The 16828-nt window shown below is 33.5% G+C and carries 17 protein-coding genes; 15 read left to right on the top strand and 2 right to left on the bottom strand.

The window, feature by feature from the left end:
• Positions 1–88: 88 nt before the first annotated feature.
• The 5 genes from JN168_RS11950 (at position 89) to tuf (ending at position 5013) form a co-directional block, all read left to right on the top strand.
• A complete protein-coding gene (locus JN168_RS11950) occupies positions 89–343 on the top strand; it encodes a ribosomal L7Ae/L30e/S12e/Gadd45 family protein (RefSeq protein WP_042737967.1) in 255 nt (84 codons plus the stop codon).
• 94 nt (positions 344–437) lie between these two features.
• Complete coding sequence (gene rpsL / locus JN168_RS11945) at positions 438–851, top strand: 30S ribosomal protein S12 (protein ID WP_042737968.1); 414 nt, start codon at positions 438–440, stop codon at positions 849–851.
• Positions 852–921: 70 nt separating this feature from the next.
• Positions 922–1392, top strand: coding sequence for a 30S ribosomal protein S7 (gene rpsG, locus JN168_RS11940; protein ID WP_042737969.1), 471 nt, complete (start codon positions 922–924; stop codon positions 1390–1392).
• A gap of 119 nt (positions 1393–1511) precedes the next feature.
• Positions 1512–3602 (top strand): elongation factor G, encoded by a 2091-nt coding sequence (gene fusA, locus JN168_RS11935; RefSeq protein ID WP_042737970.1) that lies wholly within the window; start codon positions 1512–1514, stop codon positions 3600–3602.
• 223 nt (positions 3603–3825) lie between these two features.
• On the top strand, positions 3826–5013 hold the full coding sequence (gene tuf, locus JN168_RS11930) for an elongation factor Tu (RefSeq protein WP_042737971.1): 1188 nt from the start codon (positions 3826–3828) through the stop codon (positions 5011–5013).
• A gap of 171 nt (positions 5014–5184) precedes the next feature.
• Here the strand turns inward: tuf and JN168_RS11925 are convergent, their stop codons facing one another.
• The gene (locus JN168_RS11925; RefSeq protein WP_042737972.1) at positions 5185–6360 is read right to left on the bottom strand and encodes a M20 family metallopeptidase; all 1176 of its coding nucleotides are present in this window, start codon (positions 6358–6360) and stop codon (positions 5185–5187) included.
• Between the two features lie 187 nt (positions 6361–6547).
• Here JN168_RS11925 and JN168_RS11920 point away from each other — a divergent pair, with 187 nt between their 5' ends.
• Positions 6548–7738 carry a glycine C-acetyltransferase gene (locus JN168_RS11920; RefSeq protein WP_042737973.1) on the top strand — a complete coding sequence of 397 codons (1191 nt, stop codon included), beginning with the start codon at positions 6548–6550 and terminating at the stop codon, positions 7736–7738.
• Positions 7739–7836: 98 nt separating this feature from the next.
• On the opposite strand, the gene JN168_RS11915 is transcribed toward JN168_RS11920, so the two are convergent.
• Positions 7837–8298 carry a hypothetical protein gene (locus tag JN168_RS11915; protein ID WP_232154755.1) on the bottom strand — a complete coding sequence of 154 codons (462 nt, stop codon included), beginning with the start codon at positions 8296–8298 and terminating at the stop codon, positions 7837–7839.
• 268 nt (positions 8299–8566) lie between these two features.
• Between JN168_RS11915 and JN168_RS11910 the strand changes: the two genes are divergently transcribed.
• The 9 genes from JN168_RS11910 (at position 8567) to JN168_RS11870 (ending at position 16827) form a co-directional block, all read left to right on the top strand.
• Positions 8567–9142, top strand: a complete 576-nt coding sequence (locus JN168_RS11910) for a GNAT family N-acetyltransferase (RefSeq protein WP_279525928.1) — start codon at positions 8567–8569, stop codon at positions 9140–9142.
• A 22-nt stretch (positions 9143–9164) separates the two neighbouring features.
• Positions 9165–9671: a GNAT family N-acetyltransferase gene (locus JN168_RS11905; protein ID WP_042737976.1), complete on the top strand. Its 507-nt coding sequence runs from the start codon at positions 9165–9167 to the stop codon at positions 9669–9671.
• A 231-nt stretch (positions 9672–9902) separates the two neighbouring features.
• The gene (locus JN168_RS11900) at positions 9903–10568 is read left to right on the top strand and encodes a Wzz/FepE/Etk N-terminal domain-containing protein (RefSeq protein WP_107589876.1); all 666 of its coding nucleotides are present in this window, start codon (positions 9903–9905) and stop codon (positions 10566–10568) included.
• A 14-nt stretch (positions 10569–10582) separates the two neighbouring features.
• Positions 10583–11287, top strand: a complete 705-nt coding sequence (locus JN168_RS11895; RefSeq protein WP_229366925.1) for a polysaccharide biosynthesis tyrosine autokinase — start codon at positions 10583–10585, stop codon at positions 11285–11287.
• On the top strand, positions 11280–12047 hold the full coding sequence (locus JN168_RS11890; protein ID WP_107641624.1) for a tyrosine-protein phosphatase: 768 nt from the start codon (positions 11280–11282) through the stop codon (positions 12045–12047). Before JN168_RS11895 ends, JN168_RS11890 begins: the two co-directional genes overlap by 8 nt.
• A gap of 28 nt (positions 12048–12075) precedes the next feature.
• Positions 12076–13890 (top strand): polysaccharide biosynthesis protein, encoded by a 1815-nt coding sequence (locus tag JN168_RS11885; RefSeq protein WP_279525927.1) that lies wholly within the window; start codon positions 12076–12078, stop codon positions 13888–13890.
• Positions 13880–15073 carry a lipopolysaccharide biosynthesis protein gene (locus JN168_RS11880; protein ID WP_232165286.1) on the top strand — a complete coding sequence of 398 codons (1194 nt, stop codon included), beginning with the start codon at positions 13880–13882 and terminating at the stop codon, positions 15071–15073. The genes JN168_RS11885 and JN168_RS11880 overlap by 11 nt, the downstream gene beginning before the upstream one ends.
• Positions 15063–16280 carry a glycosyltransferase family protein gene (locus JN168_RS11875; RefSeq protein WP_279525926.1) on the top strand — a complete coding sequence of 406 codons (1218 nt, stop codon included), beginning with the start codon at positions 15063–15065 and terminating at the stop codon, positions 16278–16280. Before JN168_RS11880 ends, JN168_RS11875 begins: the two co-directional genes overlap by 11 nt.
• On the top strand, positions 16270–16827 hold the full coding sequence (locus JN168_RS11870) for an acyltransferase (RefSeq protein ID WP_042737981.1): 558 nt from the start codon (positions 16270–16272) through the stop codon (positions 16825–16827). The genes JN168_RS11875 and JN168_RS11870 overlap by 11 nt, the downstream gene beginning before the upstream one ends.
• The last annotated feature ends 1 nt before the right edge of the window (position 16828 follow it).

The raw sequence follows: 16828 nt of genomic DNA, 5'->3' as shown, positions 1-16828 counted from the left end.
AAATTATGCGATAAAACGTTGACTGAATCATATAGGAGATGTTATTATTGTAAAGGTTGATGCAAGCAGAACTTTGGAGGATATCTAAATGTCTAATGAAAAAGTTGCACGCTTTAACAAACAACAATATGTTGTTGGTCTTAAACAAACGCTTAAAGCTTTGAATAAAGATCAAGTTACATCATTGATAATTGCTCAAGACGTAGAAGTTCATTTATTGACTCGCGTGTTAAGCCAAATCAATCACAAATCAATACCTGTCTCATTTTTCGAAGGCAAACGTGCTTTAGGAGAATATGTAGGTATCAGTGTGAGTGCAACGATTGTTGCATGTCTGAAATGAGATTAGTAAGATTTATCTTACTAAATTTTATTTACCCTTAAAATGAACCACCTGGATGTGTGGGATTATAAAACAGGAGAGGAGGAAACATTCAATGCCAACTATTAATCAATTGGTACGCAAACCAAGACAAAGTAAATCAAAGAAATCTGATTCACCAGCATTAAACAGAAACTTTAACAGTAAACAAAAGAAATTTACTGACTTAAATTCTCCACAAAAACGTGGCGTTTGTACTCGTGTAGGTACAATGACACCTAAAAAACCTAACTCAGCGTTACGTAAATATGCTCGTGTTCGTTTATCTAACAACATCGAAATCAATGCGTATATCCCTGGTATCGGACATAACTTACAAGAACACAGTGTAGTACTTGTACGTGGTGGACGAGTAAAAGACTTACCTGGTGTACGTTACCACATCGTTCGTGGTGCACTTGATACTTCAGGTGTTGATGGACGTAGACAAGGACGTTCATTATACGGAACTAAAAAACCTAAAAATTAATTTTAAGATTGCGTAAATTTTCGCAACACAATTTGAAAATATACTATAATAGGAAGGGAGGACTTACATTATGCCTCGTAAAGGATCAGTACCAAAAAGAGACGTATTACCAGATCCAATTCATAACTCAAAATTAGTTACAAAATTGATCAACAAAATCATGTTAGATGGTAAACGTGGAACAGCTCAAAGAATTCTTTATTCTGCTTTCGACCTAGTTCAAGAACGTAGTGGTCGTGAAGCTGTTGAAGTATTCGAAGAAGCTATCGACAACATCATGCCTGTATTAGAAGTTAAAGCTCGTCGTGTTGGTGGTTCTAACTATCAAGTACCAGTAGAAGTTCGTCCAGAACGTCGTACTACTTTAGGTTTACGTTGGTTAGTAAACTATGCACGTCTTCGTGGTGAAAAAACTATGGAAGAGCGTTTAGCTAACGAAATCTTAGATGCAGCTAACAACACAGGTGGCGCAGTTAAGAAACGTGAAGACACTCACAAAATGGCTGAAGCAAACAAAGCATTCGCTCACTATCGTTGGTAGGATAGAAGCTTTCTCCCTGAGTATGTTCCAAAAGGATGGTTTACCATCAGTGGTGCGTGCTTAGGGCATCGCCATATTTATAGTATTTATTCGCAGTAATACTGGAAGGAGAAAAATACATGGCTAGAGATTTTAGTTTAGAAAAAACTCGTAATATTGGTATCATGGCTCATATCGACGCTGGTAAAACAACTACGACTGAACGTATTCTTTACTATACTGGACGTATCCATAAAATTGGTGAAACTCACGAAGGTGCTTCACAAATGGACTGGATGGAACAAGAGCAAGATCGTGGTATCACAATTACATCAGCTGCAACAACAGCTCAATGGAATGACCACCGTGTTAACATTATCGATACACCAGGACACGTAGACTTCACAGTAGAAGTTGAACGTTCATTACGTGTACTTGACGGTGCGGTAACAGTACTTGATGCTCAATCAGGTGTTGAACCACAAACTGAAACAGTTTGGCGTCAAGCTACAACATATGGTGTTCCTCGTATTGTATTTGTAAACAAAATGGACAAATTAGGTGCTAACTTTGAATATTCAGTAAGTACTATTCATGACCGTTTACAAGCAAACGCGCAACCAATCCAATTACCAATTGGTGCAGAAGATGAATTTGAAGCAATCATTGACTTAGTTGAAATGAAATGTTTCAAATATACAAATGACTTAGGAACTGAAATTGAAGAAATTGAAATTCCTGCAGATCATCAAGAAAGAGCTGAAGAAGCTCGTTCAACATTAATCGAAGCTGTTGCTGAAACAAACGACGAATTAATGGAAAAATATCTTGGTGATGAAGAAATCAGTAACGACGAATTGAAAGCTGCAATCCGTCAAGCAACTACTGACGTAGAATTCTACCCAGTACTTGTTGGTACAGCATTCAAAAACAAAGGTGTTCAATTAATGCTTAACGCAGTAATTGACTACTTACCATCTCCATTAGATGTTAAGCCTATTGTTGGTCACCGTGCTGACACACCAGACGAAGAAGTTATTGCAAAAGCTGATGACAATGCTGAGTTTGCTGCTTTAGCATTTAAAGTTATGACTGACCCTTATGTTGGTAAATTAACTTTCTTCCGTGTTTATTCTGGTACATTAACTTCAGGTTCTTACGTTAAGAACTCTACTAAAGGTAAGCGTGAACGTGTAGGTCGTTTACTACAAATGCACGCTAACTCTCGTGAAGAGCTTAACACTGTATACGCTGGAGATATCGCTGCAGCAGTTGGTCTTAAAGACACTGGTACAGGTGATACTCTATGTGGTGAGAAGAATGACATCATCTTGGAATCAATGGAATTCCCAGAACCAGTTATTCACTTATCAGTAGAACCTAAATCTAAAGCTGACCAAGATAAAATGACTACAGCTTTAGTTAAGTTACAAGAAGAAGACCCAACTTTCCATGCTTCTACTAACGAAGAAACTGGACAAGTTATCATCGGTGGTATGGGTGAACTTCACTTAGATATCCTTGTTGACCGTATGAAGAAAGAATTTAACGTTGAATGTAATGTTGGTGCACCAATGGTTTCTTATCGTGAAACTTTCAAAACATCAGCTCAAGTTCAAGGTAAATTCGCTCGTCAATCAGGTGGACGTGGACAATACGGTGACGTTAAGATTGAATTCTCACCAAACGAAACTGGTGCTGGATTTGAATTCGAAAACGCTATCGTTGGTGGTGTAGTTCCTCGTGAATACATTCCATCAGTAGAAGCTGGTCTTGTTGATGCAATGGATAACGGTGTATTAGCTGGTTACCCATTAATCGACGTTAAAGCGAAATTATTTGACGGTTCATACCATGATGTCGATTCATCTGAAATGGCCTTCAAAATCGCTGCATCTTTAGCACTTAAAGAAGCTGCTAAAAAATGTGATCCAGTTATCTTAGAACCAATGATGAAAGTAACAATCGAAATGCCTGAAGAATACATGGGTGACATCATGGGTGACGTAACATCTCGTCGTGGACGTGTTGATGGTATGGAACCTCGTGGTAATGCACAAGTTGTTAATGCTTATGTACCACTTTCAGAAATGTTCGGTTATGCAACATCATTACGTTCAAACACTCAAGGTCGCGGTACTTACACTATGTACTTCGATCACTATGCAGAAGTTCCTAAATCAATCGCTGAAGAAATCATCAAGAAAAACAGTGGTAACAACGCTGAATAATTGATTAGTTTATAAGTGTCTTTTATAGTCACTTTGACTAATTAAGGTGCAATTCGTACCCTATGGTTTTATCAATTGATTTTTTGGGAAAAATGCATTATAAAGGTACTATATGGATAGTACTTATCCCTAAAAGATAAATTGTCTTCTCATGATGGTGAGAAACTGTCATGAGAGATAAATTTTAATATTAATTTTCTAACAGAATAGGAGAGATTTTATAATGGCTAAAGAAAAATTTGATCGCTCAAAAGAACATGCCAATATTGGTACTATCGGTCACGTTGACCATGGTAAAACAACTTTAACAGCTGCTATCGCAACTGTATTAGCAAAAAATGGTGACACTATTGCACAATCATACGACATGATTGACAATGCTCCAGAAGAAAAAGAACGTGGTATTACAATCAATACTGCACACATCGAGTACACTACTGAAAAACGTCACTATGCTCACGTTGACTGCCCAGGACACGCTGACTATGTTAAAAACATGATCACTGGTGCTGCACAAATGGACGGAGCTATCTTAGTAGTATCTGCTGCTGACGGTCCAATGCCACAAACTCGTGAACACATTCTTTTATCACGTAACGTTGGTGTTCCAGCATTAGTTGTATTCTTAAACAAAGTTGACATGGTTGACGATGAAGAATTATTAGAATTAGTTGAAATGGAAGTTCGTGACTTATTAAGCGAATACGACTTCCCTGGTGACGATGTACCAGTTATCTCTGGTTCAGCATTAAAAGCTTTAGAAGGCGACGCTGACTATGAGCAAAAAATCTTAGACCTAATGGAAGCTGTTGACACTTACATTCCAACTCCAGAACGTGATTCTGACAAACCATTCATGATGCCAGTTGAGGACGTATTCTCAATCACTGGTCGTGGTACTGTTGCTACAGGCCGTGTTGAACGTGGTCAAATCAAAGTCGGTGAAGAAATCGAAATCATCGGTATGCAAGAAGAATCAAGCAAAACAACTGTTACTGGTGTAGAAATGTTCCGTAAGTTATTAGACTACGCTGAAGCTGGTGACAACATTGGTGCATTATTACGTGGTGTTTCACGTGAAGATGTTCAACGTGGTCAAGTTTTAGCTGCTCCTGGTACTATTACACCACATACAAAATTCAAAGCGGAAGTTTACGTTTTATCTAAAGACGAAGGTGGACGTCATACTCCATTCTTCACTAACTACCGCCCACAATTCTATTTCCGTACTACTGACGTAACTGGTGTTGTTAACTTACCAGAAGGTACTGAAATGGTTATGCCTGGCGATAACGTTGAAATGATCGTTGAATTAATTTCTCCAATCGCTATCGAAGACGGTACTCGTTTCTCTATCCGTGAAGGTGGACGTACTGTAGGATCAGGCGTTGTTACTGAAATTAACGAATAATCATTATTTATAATGATTTGAGAGTCTCCTTAGGGAGACTCTCTTTTTTTGTGGCATAATATATAGCTTTTTATAAAAAATAAATGCTATAAGTATTATTAGATGTAATAGCAAAAGAGACAATGGGTTATAAAAAAAGCGCTATTAATAGCGCTTTTTACATAAGATGATTTATAGTTGTTTAAATATATTTTCTAATTCTAGAATTTTTAAAAACTCACTTACTGCATATTTCATGGCCTTTTCATCAATATTAAAATATGGGCTATGATGAGGGTAATCAGAGTTCTTTTCTGGGTTACCACATCCAGTTAAAAAGAAAGCGCCTGGACGTACTTTTAAATAGTGTGAAAAGTCCTCTCCGACCATCATTAAATCAGATTCATTGTATCTTAAATTAATATCATTAGCGGCCTGTTTAACAACTTCGTAGCAATTTGCATTATTATGAACAGGTAAGTATCCTTTAATATAATCTAATGAATATTCTATATCATTTGCAACAGCTAATCCCTGTAATAATTTGTCCATTTTATTAATAACGTGATCTTGAATATCTGTATCAAATGTGCGAACGGTACCTCTGCAGTATGCTGAATCGGGTATGACATTATCGGCTGAGCCAGCTTGAATCATGCCAAAGCTAAGTACTGCTTGCTTTACAGGGTCAATTGTACGAGAGATTATTTTTTGTGAACTCATAATAAATTCAGCCATAATTACTACAGGATCAATTGTTTCATGTGGCTTGGCACCATGTCCGCCTCTACCATGAATTGTAATATTAAATTCATCAGGAGATGCCATCATAGCGCCTGGACGTGAATATATCGTACCTGTAGGATAACCACTCCAAAGATGGTTACCATAAATTCTATCGACACCTTGCAAGCATCCATCATCAATCATCTCTTGAGATCCACCCGGCATAATTTCTTCACCATATTGAAAAATTAAGACAACTGTACCATTTAATTGATTTAAATGACTCTCTAATATTTCAGCAACAGCCAGTAATATTGCTGTATGACCATCATGGCCACATGCATGCATTGCACCTGGATTCTTTGACTTATAATCGACATCCGTTAATTCATCAATCGGCAAAGCATCAAAGTCTGCTCTTAGAGCGATTGTAGGACCGTCACCATTTCCTTTAAAGCGAGCAACAATGCCATTGCGTCCTACAGGTGTTTGAATTTCACAAGATAATTGGCTTAATTGATTCATAATGAAATCATGCGTGTGATATTCCTCAAAAGATAATTCAGGGTACTGATGGAGATAGCGACGTACTTGAACCATTCTATTTTCTTTTTCATTTGCTAGTTGAAACCAATCAAACAACTTCAACCCTTCTTCCATAACTTTTTATCTAGTATACCATTTCAACACGATAATCAATAGGTACAATTAATTAATGTAAAGTATATTGCTTAAAACACAGTTGTCGTGGGCATTGTTCTACTTCCCTCAAACTTTAAAATAGGTTATGATTAACTTAACACAAAGACAATTCAAAGGGGGACTTGCAGTGGTACAGTCACTACATGGCTTTTTAGATGAAAATATTCAGTATTTGAAAGATAACGGTTTGTATAATGAAATTGATACAATTGAAGGTGCAAATGGACCTGAAATTAAGATCAACGGGAAATCATATATTAACTTGTCTTCAAATAACTATTTAGGACTAGCAACAGACGCAGATTTGAAACAAGCGGCAAAGGATGCAATTGATACACATGGTGTTGGTGCAGGTGCAGTGCGTTCAATCAACGGTACGTTAGATTTACATGATGAGCTAGAAACAACGTTAGCTAAGTTTAAAGGTACAGAAGCTGCAGTTGCGTACCAATCAGGATTTAACTGTAATATGGCAGCAATCTCTGCCGTTATGAATAAAAATGACGCGATTTTATCGGATGAATTAAACCATGCTTCTATTATTGATGGTTGTCGTTTATCTAAGGCAAAGATTATCCGCGTTAATCATTCAGATATGGATGATTTAAGAGCTAAAGCAAAAGAAGCAGTCGAATCTGGTCAATATAATAAAGTAATGTATATTACTGATGGTGTGTTTAGTATGGATGGCGATGTTGCAAAATTGCCAGAAATTGTGGAAATTGCTGAAGAATTCGGCTTGATTACTTATGTTGATGATGCACATGGTTCTGGTGTAATGGGTAACGGTGCTGGTACTGTGAAACACTTTGGTTTACAAGATAAGATTGACTTCCAAATTGGTACATTATCAAAGGCTATTGGTGTAGTCGGTGGTTATGTTGCTGGGACACAATCGCTTATTGATTGGTTGAAAGCTCAATCAAGACCATTCTTATTCTCAACATCATTAGCTCCTGGAGACACGAAAGCAATTACTGAAGCTGTGAAGAAGTTAATGGCGTCAACTGAATTACATGATAAACTTTGGGATAATGGAAATTATCTAAAAGCAGGATTGAAGGAATTAGGCTTTAATATCGGGGATTCTGAAACGCCTATTACACCTGTTATTATCGGTGATGAAAAGGAAACACAAGCATTCAGTAGTCGTTTGAAAGAAGAAGGCGTATATGTTAAATCAATTGTCTTCCCAACTGTTCCTAAAGGCACTGGACGTGTACGTAACATGCCAACAGCTGCCCATACAAAGGAAATGCTAGATGATGCATTAGCTGCATTTGAAAAGGTAGGCAAAGAAATCGGTATTATTAAATAATATAGTCAATTTACATTAAGATTGATTTAATATCATGTCTCAATGAAAGAAGCAACTTGTACATCACATTTTAGATGTTACAAGTTGCTTTTTAGCTACTATTTATATTTATCATAGATCGCTTTGTTTTTTTCTAGTAATTCTTCACGGCGTTGCTTATTTTGTAAGAATGGGATAGCAAACCATAAAATATGCAACATACTGGCCAAAATAATTAAAATAATCGGTATAAATATTTCAATAATACTTATATCTACGATAAATGAAACAATTACAAATGCTGTAATAGATGGTAAAGCGGAAACAACAACTACAGTGAGTAGTACAAATTGTAATACTTGTGTAGCAGTCGTACTAAATATATCTAATATCAATATACCAATATAGAATAACGTAATAATGGCTAGTAGCGTAATAATCCATCCTGCTGAAATACCATTTTGATTTTCAATATATTTTTGATAAGGCGTCAACATAGGTAAAATAAATAAAAACATCGTAGATAACCAAGATAATATGCCGAAAAACACGAAAAATATTTTAGATGTATTACTGTTCATAAGTAACACCCTCCTTTATCTACCAACCACATGTATACAATTTAAGCGACAGTCGTTGTATGCTAAAGGGACATTTTTTGTGCAAATCATGTTAGCGTTTTCATTATATTATATACCCAAAATATAAAATTTTAACGCAGATAAAGTGCTTAGATAGCTTTATTTCTCTTTGCGTATCAGATGTATTATGATAGGTATAAAGTCATTATCATTAATTTGGATAATTGAACGTAATTACACTATAAAATTAGATAAAGGTTGTTAATCATTGAAACAAAATTTAAGGTTGCAATTCAGTACTCAACGGCTTATCATAAGACCGTTGGAAGAAAATGACTATGAAATTTGGCTTTCTGGATTTATAAATCGTAAACCATCACAACATCAATTTGATGAGGGACAAGTTGATATGTCTGATGCGACTCAACCCTGGTTTGCTGAGTTGGTTGAACGTCAACGCCAGGCGAGAAATGATGATGATTTATATATTTTTGCAATTTTCGATAAGGTGAGTGCTGCTCATATTGGCATGCTAGATTTGAAGAATTTGAGTAGAGATGCATTTCAATGGGCAGAGATTGGTTATTTTATTCATAATCAATATTGGCGTCAAGGCTATGCCTTTGAAGCGATATCGGAATTAATTATACAAGCTAAAGATAATTTTAAGTTTCACCGACTAGAAGCACATATTGATATTGGAAATAAACCATCGCAACATTTAATTGAAAAGCTAGGATTTCACTATGAATGTTTAAGAAAGGGATTTATTTTCCAAGATGGCGCATGGACGGATCAACACGTTTATTATCAGAATTTACACGATGATCCAATAAATATTTAAGGAAATAGAAAGGAGCGTTGACATGATGGAATTTAGAGAGTTAACAATGAGTGATGAATCTTTGTATTGTGATTATATGAGTGAATGGATTGACCATGACGAACAAGTTGTGCCAGCAGCAACGAATATTGTTAAATATGATAACTTTGAGACATTAGTTCATGAGTTGGCAGATAATAAATCACGTAATTCAGAAATTGATAATACGACCTTATTTTTGATTGATGAAAATGAAATTATTGGAGCAGCAAATATTCGTCATGATTTAAACGATCACTTGAAGCGTGTTGGCGGTCATATTGGATATGGAGTACGTAAGAAACATCGTGGTAAAGGGTATGGAAATAAGATATTAAAGAAATCATTAGATTATTTGTCACGTATTGGTGTTCAAGAAGCATTAGTGACATGCGACGAATCCAATAAAGCGTCTGCTGCTGTGATAAAGCATAATGGTGGCGAAGAAATTGAACCTGCATTGTTAGATGATGGGACAGTCATACGTCGATTTCAAATTGAAATTAGTTAAGGTCATTCTTACTATATAAAATAATTTACTCAAGCCTTTGGGCATAAATGCAAAACTGTGTTTATGTTGAAAGGCTTTTTTTGTGCCTTTTTTATAGATGTATAGATATTAATAATATTTTAAAGTTTTGTAAAATTAATTAATGTAAATTAATCAATGCACAAAAGACTATTGTGCAAAACAGAAATGTTTGGTTTAATAGAATTAAATTTTGTTTTTTGGGAGGTTTATATGGAAAATACATTTGATTTATCTAAAATCACACGTATTATCAAAAAGAATTTAAAGTTACTTATCTTGTTACCATTAATTTGTTTAATAGTTAGTGCTATTATTACTTTCTTTTTTATGACGCCTAAATATCAAGCAACCACTCAGGTTCTTGTTAATGAAAAAAATAAAGATCAACAAATGATGGCTCAAGAAGTACAAAGTAACATAGAGCTTGTTAATACATATTCTGAAATCATCAAGAGTCCACGAATTATAGATAAGGTTTCTAAGTCTGTAAAACATCAATATTCATCAAGTGAAATTTCTAGTATGTTAACTGTTACAAATCAAGATCGATCTCAAATACTAGAAATAGGGGTTACAAGTAATAGCAGGAGAGATTCTGAAATTGTAGCTAATAAAATTGCAAAAGTATTTAGTAAAGAAGTACCAGATATTATGAGTGTCGATAATGTATCTATTTTATCTAGTGCAGATGGCACTGCATCAAAAGTTGAACCGAAGACAATCGTTAATTTAGGTCTTGGATTATTAGCAGGATTATTCATTGCATTTTTAATTATTATATTTAAAGAACTATTCGATAAACGTATTCGTACCGAAGAACAGGTGAAAGAAGAGTTTAATATTCCAGTATTAGGATCAATTCAAAAATTTGAATAAGAAAGGAATTTATTATGGCAAAGAAGAATAAGGGTGCATCAAAAATATCGCCACTTTTTACGTATGACAAACCAAAGTCCATTATAAGTGAGAAATTCAGAGGTATCCGTTCGAATATTATGTTTTCAAATGCAGATAAAGAAATCAGTAGCATATTGATTACTTCAGAAAAGGCTTCATCTGGTAAAAGTACCATTTCTGCAAATATTGCAATTACATATGCTCAAGCTGGTTATAGAACCTTAATTATTGACGGAGACATGCGTAGAGCAACTCAACATTATGTATTCAATTTAACTAACAATAGTGGTCTTTCAAATTTGATTATTGGTAAAACACTAGAAATAGATGCAGTTAAAGAGACACATATTGAAAACCTTGACGTATTAACTTCAGGACCGGTACCACCAAACCCGTCAGAATTGATAACAACTAGAAAGTTCCGTGAATTATATCAAAAATTAGCTACTGAATATGACTTTATCATTATTGATACACCACCAGTTAATACAGTGACTGATGCACAATTATATGCACAAATTGTGAGAGATTGCATTCTAGTTATTGATAGTGAAAAAAGTGATAAAAATGAAGTGAAAAAGGCAAAAGAACTCATTGAACAATCAAACGGCAAAGTTATTGGTGCAGTTTTAAACAAAGCAGCTAAAGATAATTCTTCAAGTTATTACAACTATTATGGGGATGGAAATGATGATTGATATACATAACCATATTTTATATGGCATCGATGATGGACCAAAATCACTTGAAGATGCCATTGAACTTATTAGACAGGCAATATCAGAGGGTGTAACAGGTATTGTGGCAACTCCACATCATTTACACCCTAACTTTTCAAATGATATCAATAGTATTCAAGAAAAGCTTATTGTATTGGATACTGCACTGAAACATCAAGAGTTGAATATTGATTTATATTATGGACAAGAAATTAGGATTACTGATCAAATTTTAACAGATATTGAAGCAGGAAAAATAACAGGAATAAATGGGTCAAATTATTTATTAATTGAGTTTCCTTCAAATGAAGTACCAGTTTATACGAATAAATTATTTTATGAAATTCAAACAATGGGATACATACCAATCATCGCGCATCCAGAGAGAAACAAAGCTATTGTACAAGATTTGGATGTGCTTTTTGAGTTGGTCGATGGTGGTGCTTTGGCGCAATTGACCTCTGGATCGTTAGCAGGCGATTCTGGAAAGAATATTAAAAAGACTTCGCTCAAAATGATTGAAAATGATTTAGTCCATTTTATAGCATCAGATGCGCATAGTGTTGACCAAAGGCCATTTTTAATGGATATATTATTGCAAGATAAAAGTTTGAAAAATTACAGAGATGAAATAGAAGGCTATTTTATCAATGCTGAAAAATTGATTAAGAATGAAAAGATTATAAAAGGACGTCCAACTAAAGATTATAAACAAAAGAAATGGTTTGGCATTTTTTAGAATAAATTATAGTGAATGAGGGGATTAGGTGACACATCTTTCTATCAGAGTGCGATTAATGTTGCTCATATTTATAGATTCATTAATCGTAACATTTTCAGTTTTTTTGGGCTATTTAATTTTAGAACCGTTTTTTGAGAGTTATTCAATAAGAATTTTAATGATTTCAGCAATTAGTTTATTGATATTTCACCATCTCTTTGCAGCAATATTTAATTTATATCATCGTGCATGGGAATATGCGAGTGTCAGTGAATTGCTACTTGTTGTTCAATCTGTGACATGTTCTATATTAGCAACAATTGTTGTTGTACCACTAATTACATGGCAAGCACCATTCTTAAGATTATATTTTATTACGTGGATGATGCACATCATACTAATTGGGGGATCCAGAATATTTTGGAGAGTTTATAGAAAATATGTAGTAGGTAAAGCAGTTAAGAAAAAACCAACATTAATTGTTGGTGCAGGTCAGGGCGGTTCATTACTAATTAGACAAATGTTAAGAAGTCCAAATATGGGCATGGAACCTGTACTGGCAGTTGACGATGATATTAATAAGCAAAAAATTGTAATTACTGAAGGTGTGAAAGTTCAAGGATACATAAAGGACGTGCCACATTTAGTAAACAAGTATAAAATCAAAAAAATTATTATAGCAATACCTACTTTATCATCAGGTCGAATGAAGGAAATTAATGATATTTGTAATATTGAAGGCGTTGAAATCTTTAAAATGCCTAATATTGATGATGTACTTTCAGGTGCACTTGAAGTTAATCAATTAAAGAAAGTCAAAATTGAGGACTTACTTGGTAGAGAACCTGTAGAGCTGGATATGGCTATGATATCAAGACAATTGACGAATCAAACCATTTTAGTAACGGGCGCAGGTGGTTCCATTGGATCAGAAATTTGTCGACAGGTATGTAAGTTTAATCCAAAGCGCATTATATTATTAGGCCACGGTGAAAATAGTATTTACTTGATACATCAGGAATTAACAAAAAAATATAAAGATCAAATTGATATTGTACCAGTAATAGCAGATATTCAAAATAAGCAAAGAATGTTAGAAGTTATGCAAGAACATAAACCATATGCGGTATACCACGCGGCAGCGCATAAACATGTACCGTTGATGGAATATAATCCGAAAGAAGCTATTAGAAATAATATATTAGGAACAAAAAATACAGCAGAATCTGCAAGGGAAGCTAACGTAAATAAATTTGTAATGATTTCTACTGACAAAGCAGTTAACCCACCAAACGTAATGGGTGCTACTAAACGTGTAGCTGAGATGATTATTCAGAGTTTAAATGATGAATCAAGTAAGACAAGCTTTGTAGCAGTACGTTTTGGTAATGTACTGGGTTCAAGAGGATCAGTGATTCCATTGTTTAAGAAACAAATTGAAGCGGGAGGACCTGTTACTGTTACACATCCTGATATGACGCGTTACTTTATGACGATACCTGAAGCTTCTAGATTGGTATTACAAGCTGGTGCCTTAGCAAAAGGTGGAGAAATATTTGTATTAGACATGGGTGAACCAGTTAAAATTGTAGATTTAGCTAAAAATTTAATCCATCTAAGTGGTAAAAAAGAAGAAGATATTGGTATTGAATTCTCGGGAGTGAGACCAGGAGAGAAATTATTTGAAGAACTACTTAACGAAGATGAAATACATCCTGATCAAGTATATGAAAAAATTTATAGAGGTAAATCGAAAGTATATACCAATAGCGAGTTATTGCTAAAAGTCAATAGAATAACAAATGGAGAAATAGACGTTGTAGACTTTGTAAATCGGAGTGATAGTTACTTTGAAGCATAATTTTTTAGTATACCTTCTAGGGAATATTGTCTTCGGCTTTATGCAATGGATAGTTATTTTATTGATTTTAAAACTAGGTACACAAAATGATTTAGGTGCATACACATATGGTGTGGCATTAATTGCTCCATTAGTATTATTGCTATCTTTTGGATTTAATACATTGATTGTCACAACGGATGAATTCAAAAGAGAACGTTATTTTAAAGCAAGATTCATTATGTCTGTTCTTATTTTACTTATCTATATGATTATTATCATGCTTTTTACAAGCATAAATTCAAATCAGTACCTTTTACTATTTATGGTTGGATTAAGTAAAGTTGCTGAAAATTTATTAGATATTAATTTTGCTTATTATATAAAAGAACAAAAGCACAGATTTGTTGGATATTTCAAACTTGGATTATCTTTTTTACAAATGGGGTTAATTATAGCTTTATATTATACAATAGGAAATTTAGTTTTACCTTTTACTATATACAGTCTACTAACAATAGTTTGCTTCTTTATTATTAATAAACAGGCATTTGTTTTAGAAAAACTAAACATAAGTGAATATAAAAAGTTAATTTCATTGGGTATTCCATTATCCATTACATTATTTTTATCATCATTAAACACCAATATACCAAAGTATGTCTTAGAATATGCTTCAAGTATTGCAGCAGTTGGTATATTTAGTAGTATTTTAACAATTTATTCTGCGGGTAATACGTTCTTCTTTTCGATATACAACTACGTGTTACCCAAGACTGTTGAAAATAAATTTAATTTTAATTATTTGAAAAAATTGTTTGTTGGAATTATTATAGGTGGCATTTTTTCATACATTATTGTGATTATTGTCAGTTTTACTATTCTAGATAACATTATAGTTATTATGTTTAATCAAAAGTTTTTAGCTTATAAATCACAAATTTTAATTATTATTTTCAGTGCAATATTGGTTTATATGAGTATTCTATTTGACCTTTATATCAATGCGCATAATAAATATAAATATAACACTAGAATACAGGTGATAAGCGTAGTCATCGTCTTATTATCAAGTTTGATACTGATTAATTTATTTGGGATTTTAGGCGCCACATATACATTCACTATTTTTGCAATTTCCATATTTGTTATGAAATTGATCTTGAGTCTTAAAATAATCAAAGGAGTAAAAAATGAAATTTAAGAAAGAGCTCTTATTAATCATCCCCTTAATTTTATTATTTGCTTTAGCGCTTTGGTATGGGTGGTTTAACATATTTTTAATTGTGATTATAAATCTATTAATCTTAATGTATTTATTAATTAGTAAGTTAAATATAAAACTATTTTTATTAATAATAATTCAATGGTTGATTTATCTTACAGCATTAATTACTCATAAATATTTTATTGAACTGCCTGGTTCTGGTAACGATGATGTCAGATTTGAAAAATTGGCCATAGGCTATTATAACCATTTGGCATTAAACATGAATGTGAATGTATTTCAAAGCTCGACTGCCTACTCTAAATTGCTATCCTTTGTTTATTTTCTAGGCAAACCTTTTGAAATTTTGCCTGGATTAGTCAATATCACCGTACATACAATTTGTGTTATTTTGTTATACAAAATTGTTGTGAATGTATTTGGAAATCAAAAAGTAGCAATTATTAGTTCATATTTATTTGTTTTATATCCACTGACACTTATTAACACTGTTATTACTTTAAGAGAGATATATGTAATATTATTTGTCTTAATTTTTACTTTAGCAATTTTAAAATATCATGATAGCAAAAGGATTTTATATCTATTTATCAGTATATTGGCGATTGTTTTAGGTAGCGTTTTCCATGTGGGTATGGTAGGACTTCTAGCTGTACTAGGTGTTTATTTTTGTTTGTTTTCAAAACAGAATTTCTTATTTAAGTCGATAGTAGTTATCGTATCGCTTTTGGCACTTCTACTATTTATTACAAAAACAGACAATACAAAAATACAGAATAGTCTTGGTACAGGAGAAACAGTGGAAGTAAATGAGATGACAGGTTCAAGAGCTGACTACATTAGTCCTGCTGAAAGGGGCGGATTGAGTACTAAAGTTAAGCAAGAAGTATTCTTTGCCTTCAAACCGTTTCCGTGGGAAGTAAGAACTGCCTCCGATATGATTGGATTTATTAATATTCTGTTAATAGTTATCTCATTTATTTTAGGTATTAAAATTTATAGGAAAACTAAGAACCAAAAAGTCTTAATCATCTTAATTATTGTGGCATTATCATTTATGGTGTTCGCTTTAGGTACCTATAACTATGGTTCTGCATTAAGACATCGCGATAAAACATCATTATTACTGATTATGTTTATCTGCCAATATTATTTTGGGAGGAAAAAATTAAATGAACAATAAAATTTATACTTTAATGAAGAAATTTAGCAAAATTTTACGTTTTTTCCCATATAGGTTAAGGACTTCGTTATATGAAATAAATACGAGGACTAATTTTAAAATTCAACTTGCAATACGTTATATCATTTTGGCTAGTATAGCAAAACAAATTGGGAATAATGTGTATATTGGTAAAAATGTAAGCCTTAAAAATATGAAAAATACGATTATTGGAGATAACGTCAGTATCCATGACATGTGCTATATAGATGGCTATGGAGGACTAGAAATTGGGGATAATGTATCTATAGCGCACAGTTCTACATTAATTACAACGAACCATACATGGAACGACACTACAATACCAATTAAATATAATGAGGTATCTAAAGGGAAAATTGTTATTAAAGATGATGTTTGGATTGGTTGTGGGGTCAGAGTTTTAAGTAATGTGACTATCAAACAAAGATCTGTTGTGGCAGCAGGTTCGATTGTTGTGAAAGATTTGGAATCTGGATGGTTAGGTGCAGGTGTACCAATGAAAAAGATTAAAAAATTGGAGGAATAAT

The organism is Staphylococcus gallinarum (assembly GCF_029774255.1).
Lineage (GTDB): Bacteria > Bacillota > Bacilli > Staphylococcales > Staphylococcaceae > Staphylococcus > Staphylococcus gallinarum.
Note: the sequence above shows the minus strand (reverse complement) of the source record. Positions and strands in the feature narration are given on the sequence as shown.

What these genes read in the sequence shown, in the direction of transcription:
- JN168_RS11950 (WP_042737967.1), top strand. Translation starts at nt 89, where the DNA reads ATGTCTAATGAAAAAGTTGCACGCTTTAACAAACAACAATATGTTGTT.
- JN168_RS11890 (WP_107641624.1), top strand. Translation starts at nt 11,280, where the DNA reads ATGATTGATATACATAACCATATTTTATATGGCATCGATGATGGACCA.
- JN168_RS11915 (WP_232154755.1), bottom strand. Translation starts at nt 8,298, where the DNA reads ATGAACAGTAATACATCTAAAATATTTTTCGTGTTTTTCGGCATATTA.
- JN168_RS11895 (WP_229366925.1), top strand. Translation starts at nt 10,583, where the DNA reads ATGGCAAAGAAGAATAAGGGTGCATCAAAAATATCGCCACTTTTTACG.
- rpsL (WP_042737968.1), top strand. Translation starts at nt 438, where the DNA reads ATGCCAACTATTAATCAATTGGTACGCAAACCAAGACAAAGTAAATCA.
- rpsG (WP_042737969.1), top strand. Translation starts at nt 922, where the DNA reads ATGCCTCGTAAAGGATCAGTACCAAAAAGAGACGTATTACCAGATCCA.
- tuf (WP_042737971.1), top strand. Translation starts at nt 3,826, where the DNA reads ATGGCTAAAGAAAAATTTGATCGCTCAAAAGAACATGCCAATATTGGT.
- JN168_RS11905 (WP_042737976.1), top strand. Translation starts at nt 9,165, where the DNA reads ATGATGGAATTTAGAGAGTTAACAATGAGTGATGAATCTTTGTATTGT.
- JN168_RS11875 (WP_279525926.1), top strand. Translation starts at nt 15,063, where the DNA reads ATGAAATTTAAGAAAGAGCTCTTATTAATCATCCCCTTAATTTTATTA.
- JN168_RS11870 (WP_042737981.1), top strand. Translation starts at nt 16,270, where the DNA reads ATGAACAATAAAATTTATACTTTAATGAAGAAATTTAGCAAAATTTTA.
- JN168_RS11900 (WP_107589876.1), top strand. Translation starts at nt 9,903, where the DNA reads ATGGAAAATACATTTGATTTATCTAAAATCACACGTATTATCAAAAAG.
- fusA (WP_042737970.1), top strand. Translation starts at nt 1,512, where the DNA reads ATGGCTAGAGATTTTAGTTTAGAAAAAACTCGTAATATTGGTATCATG.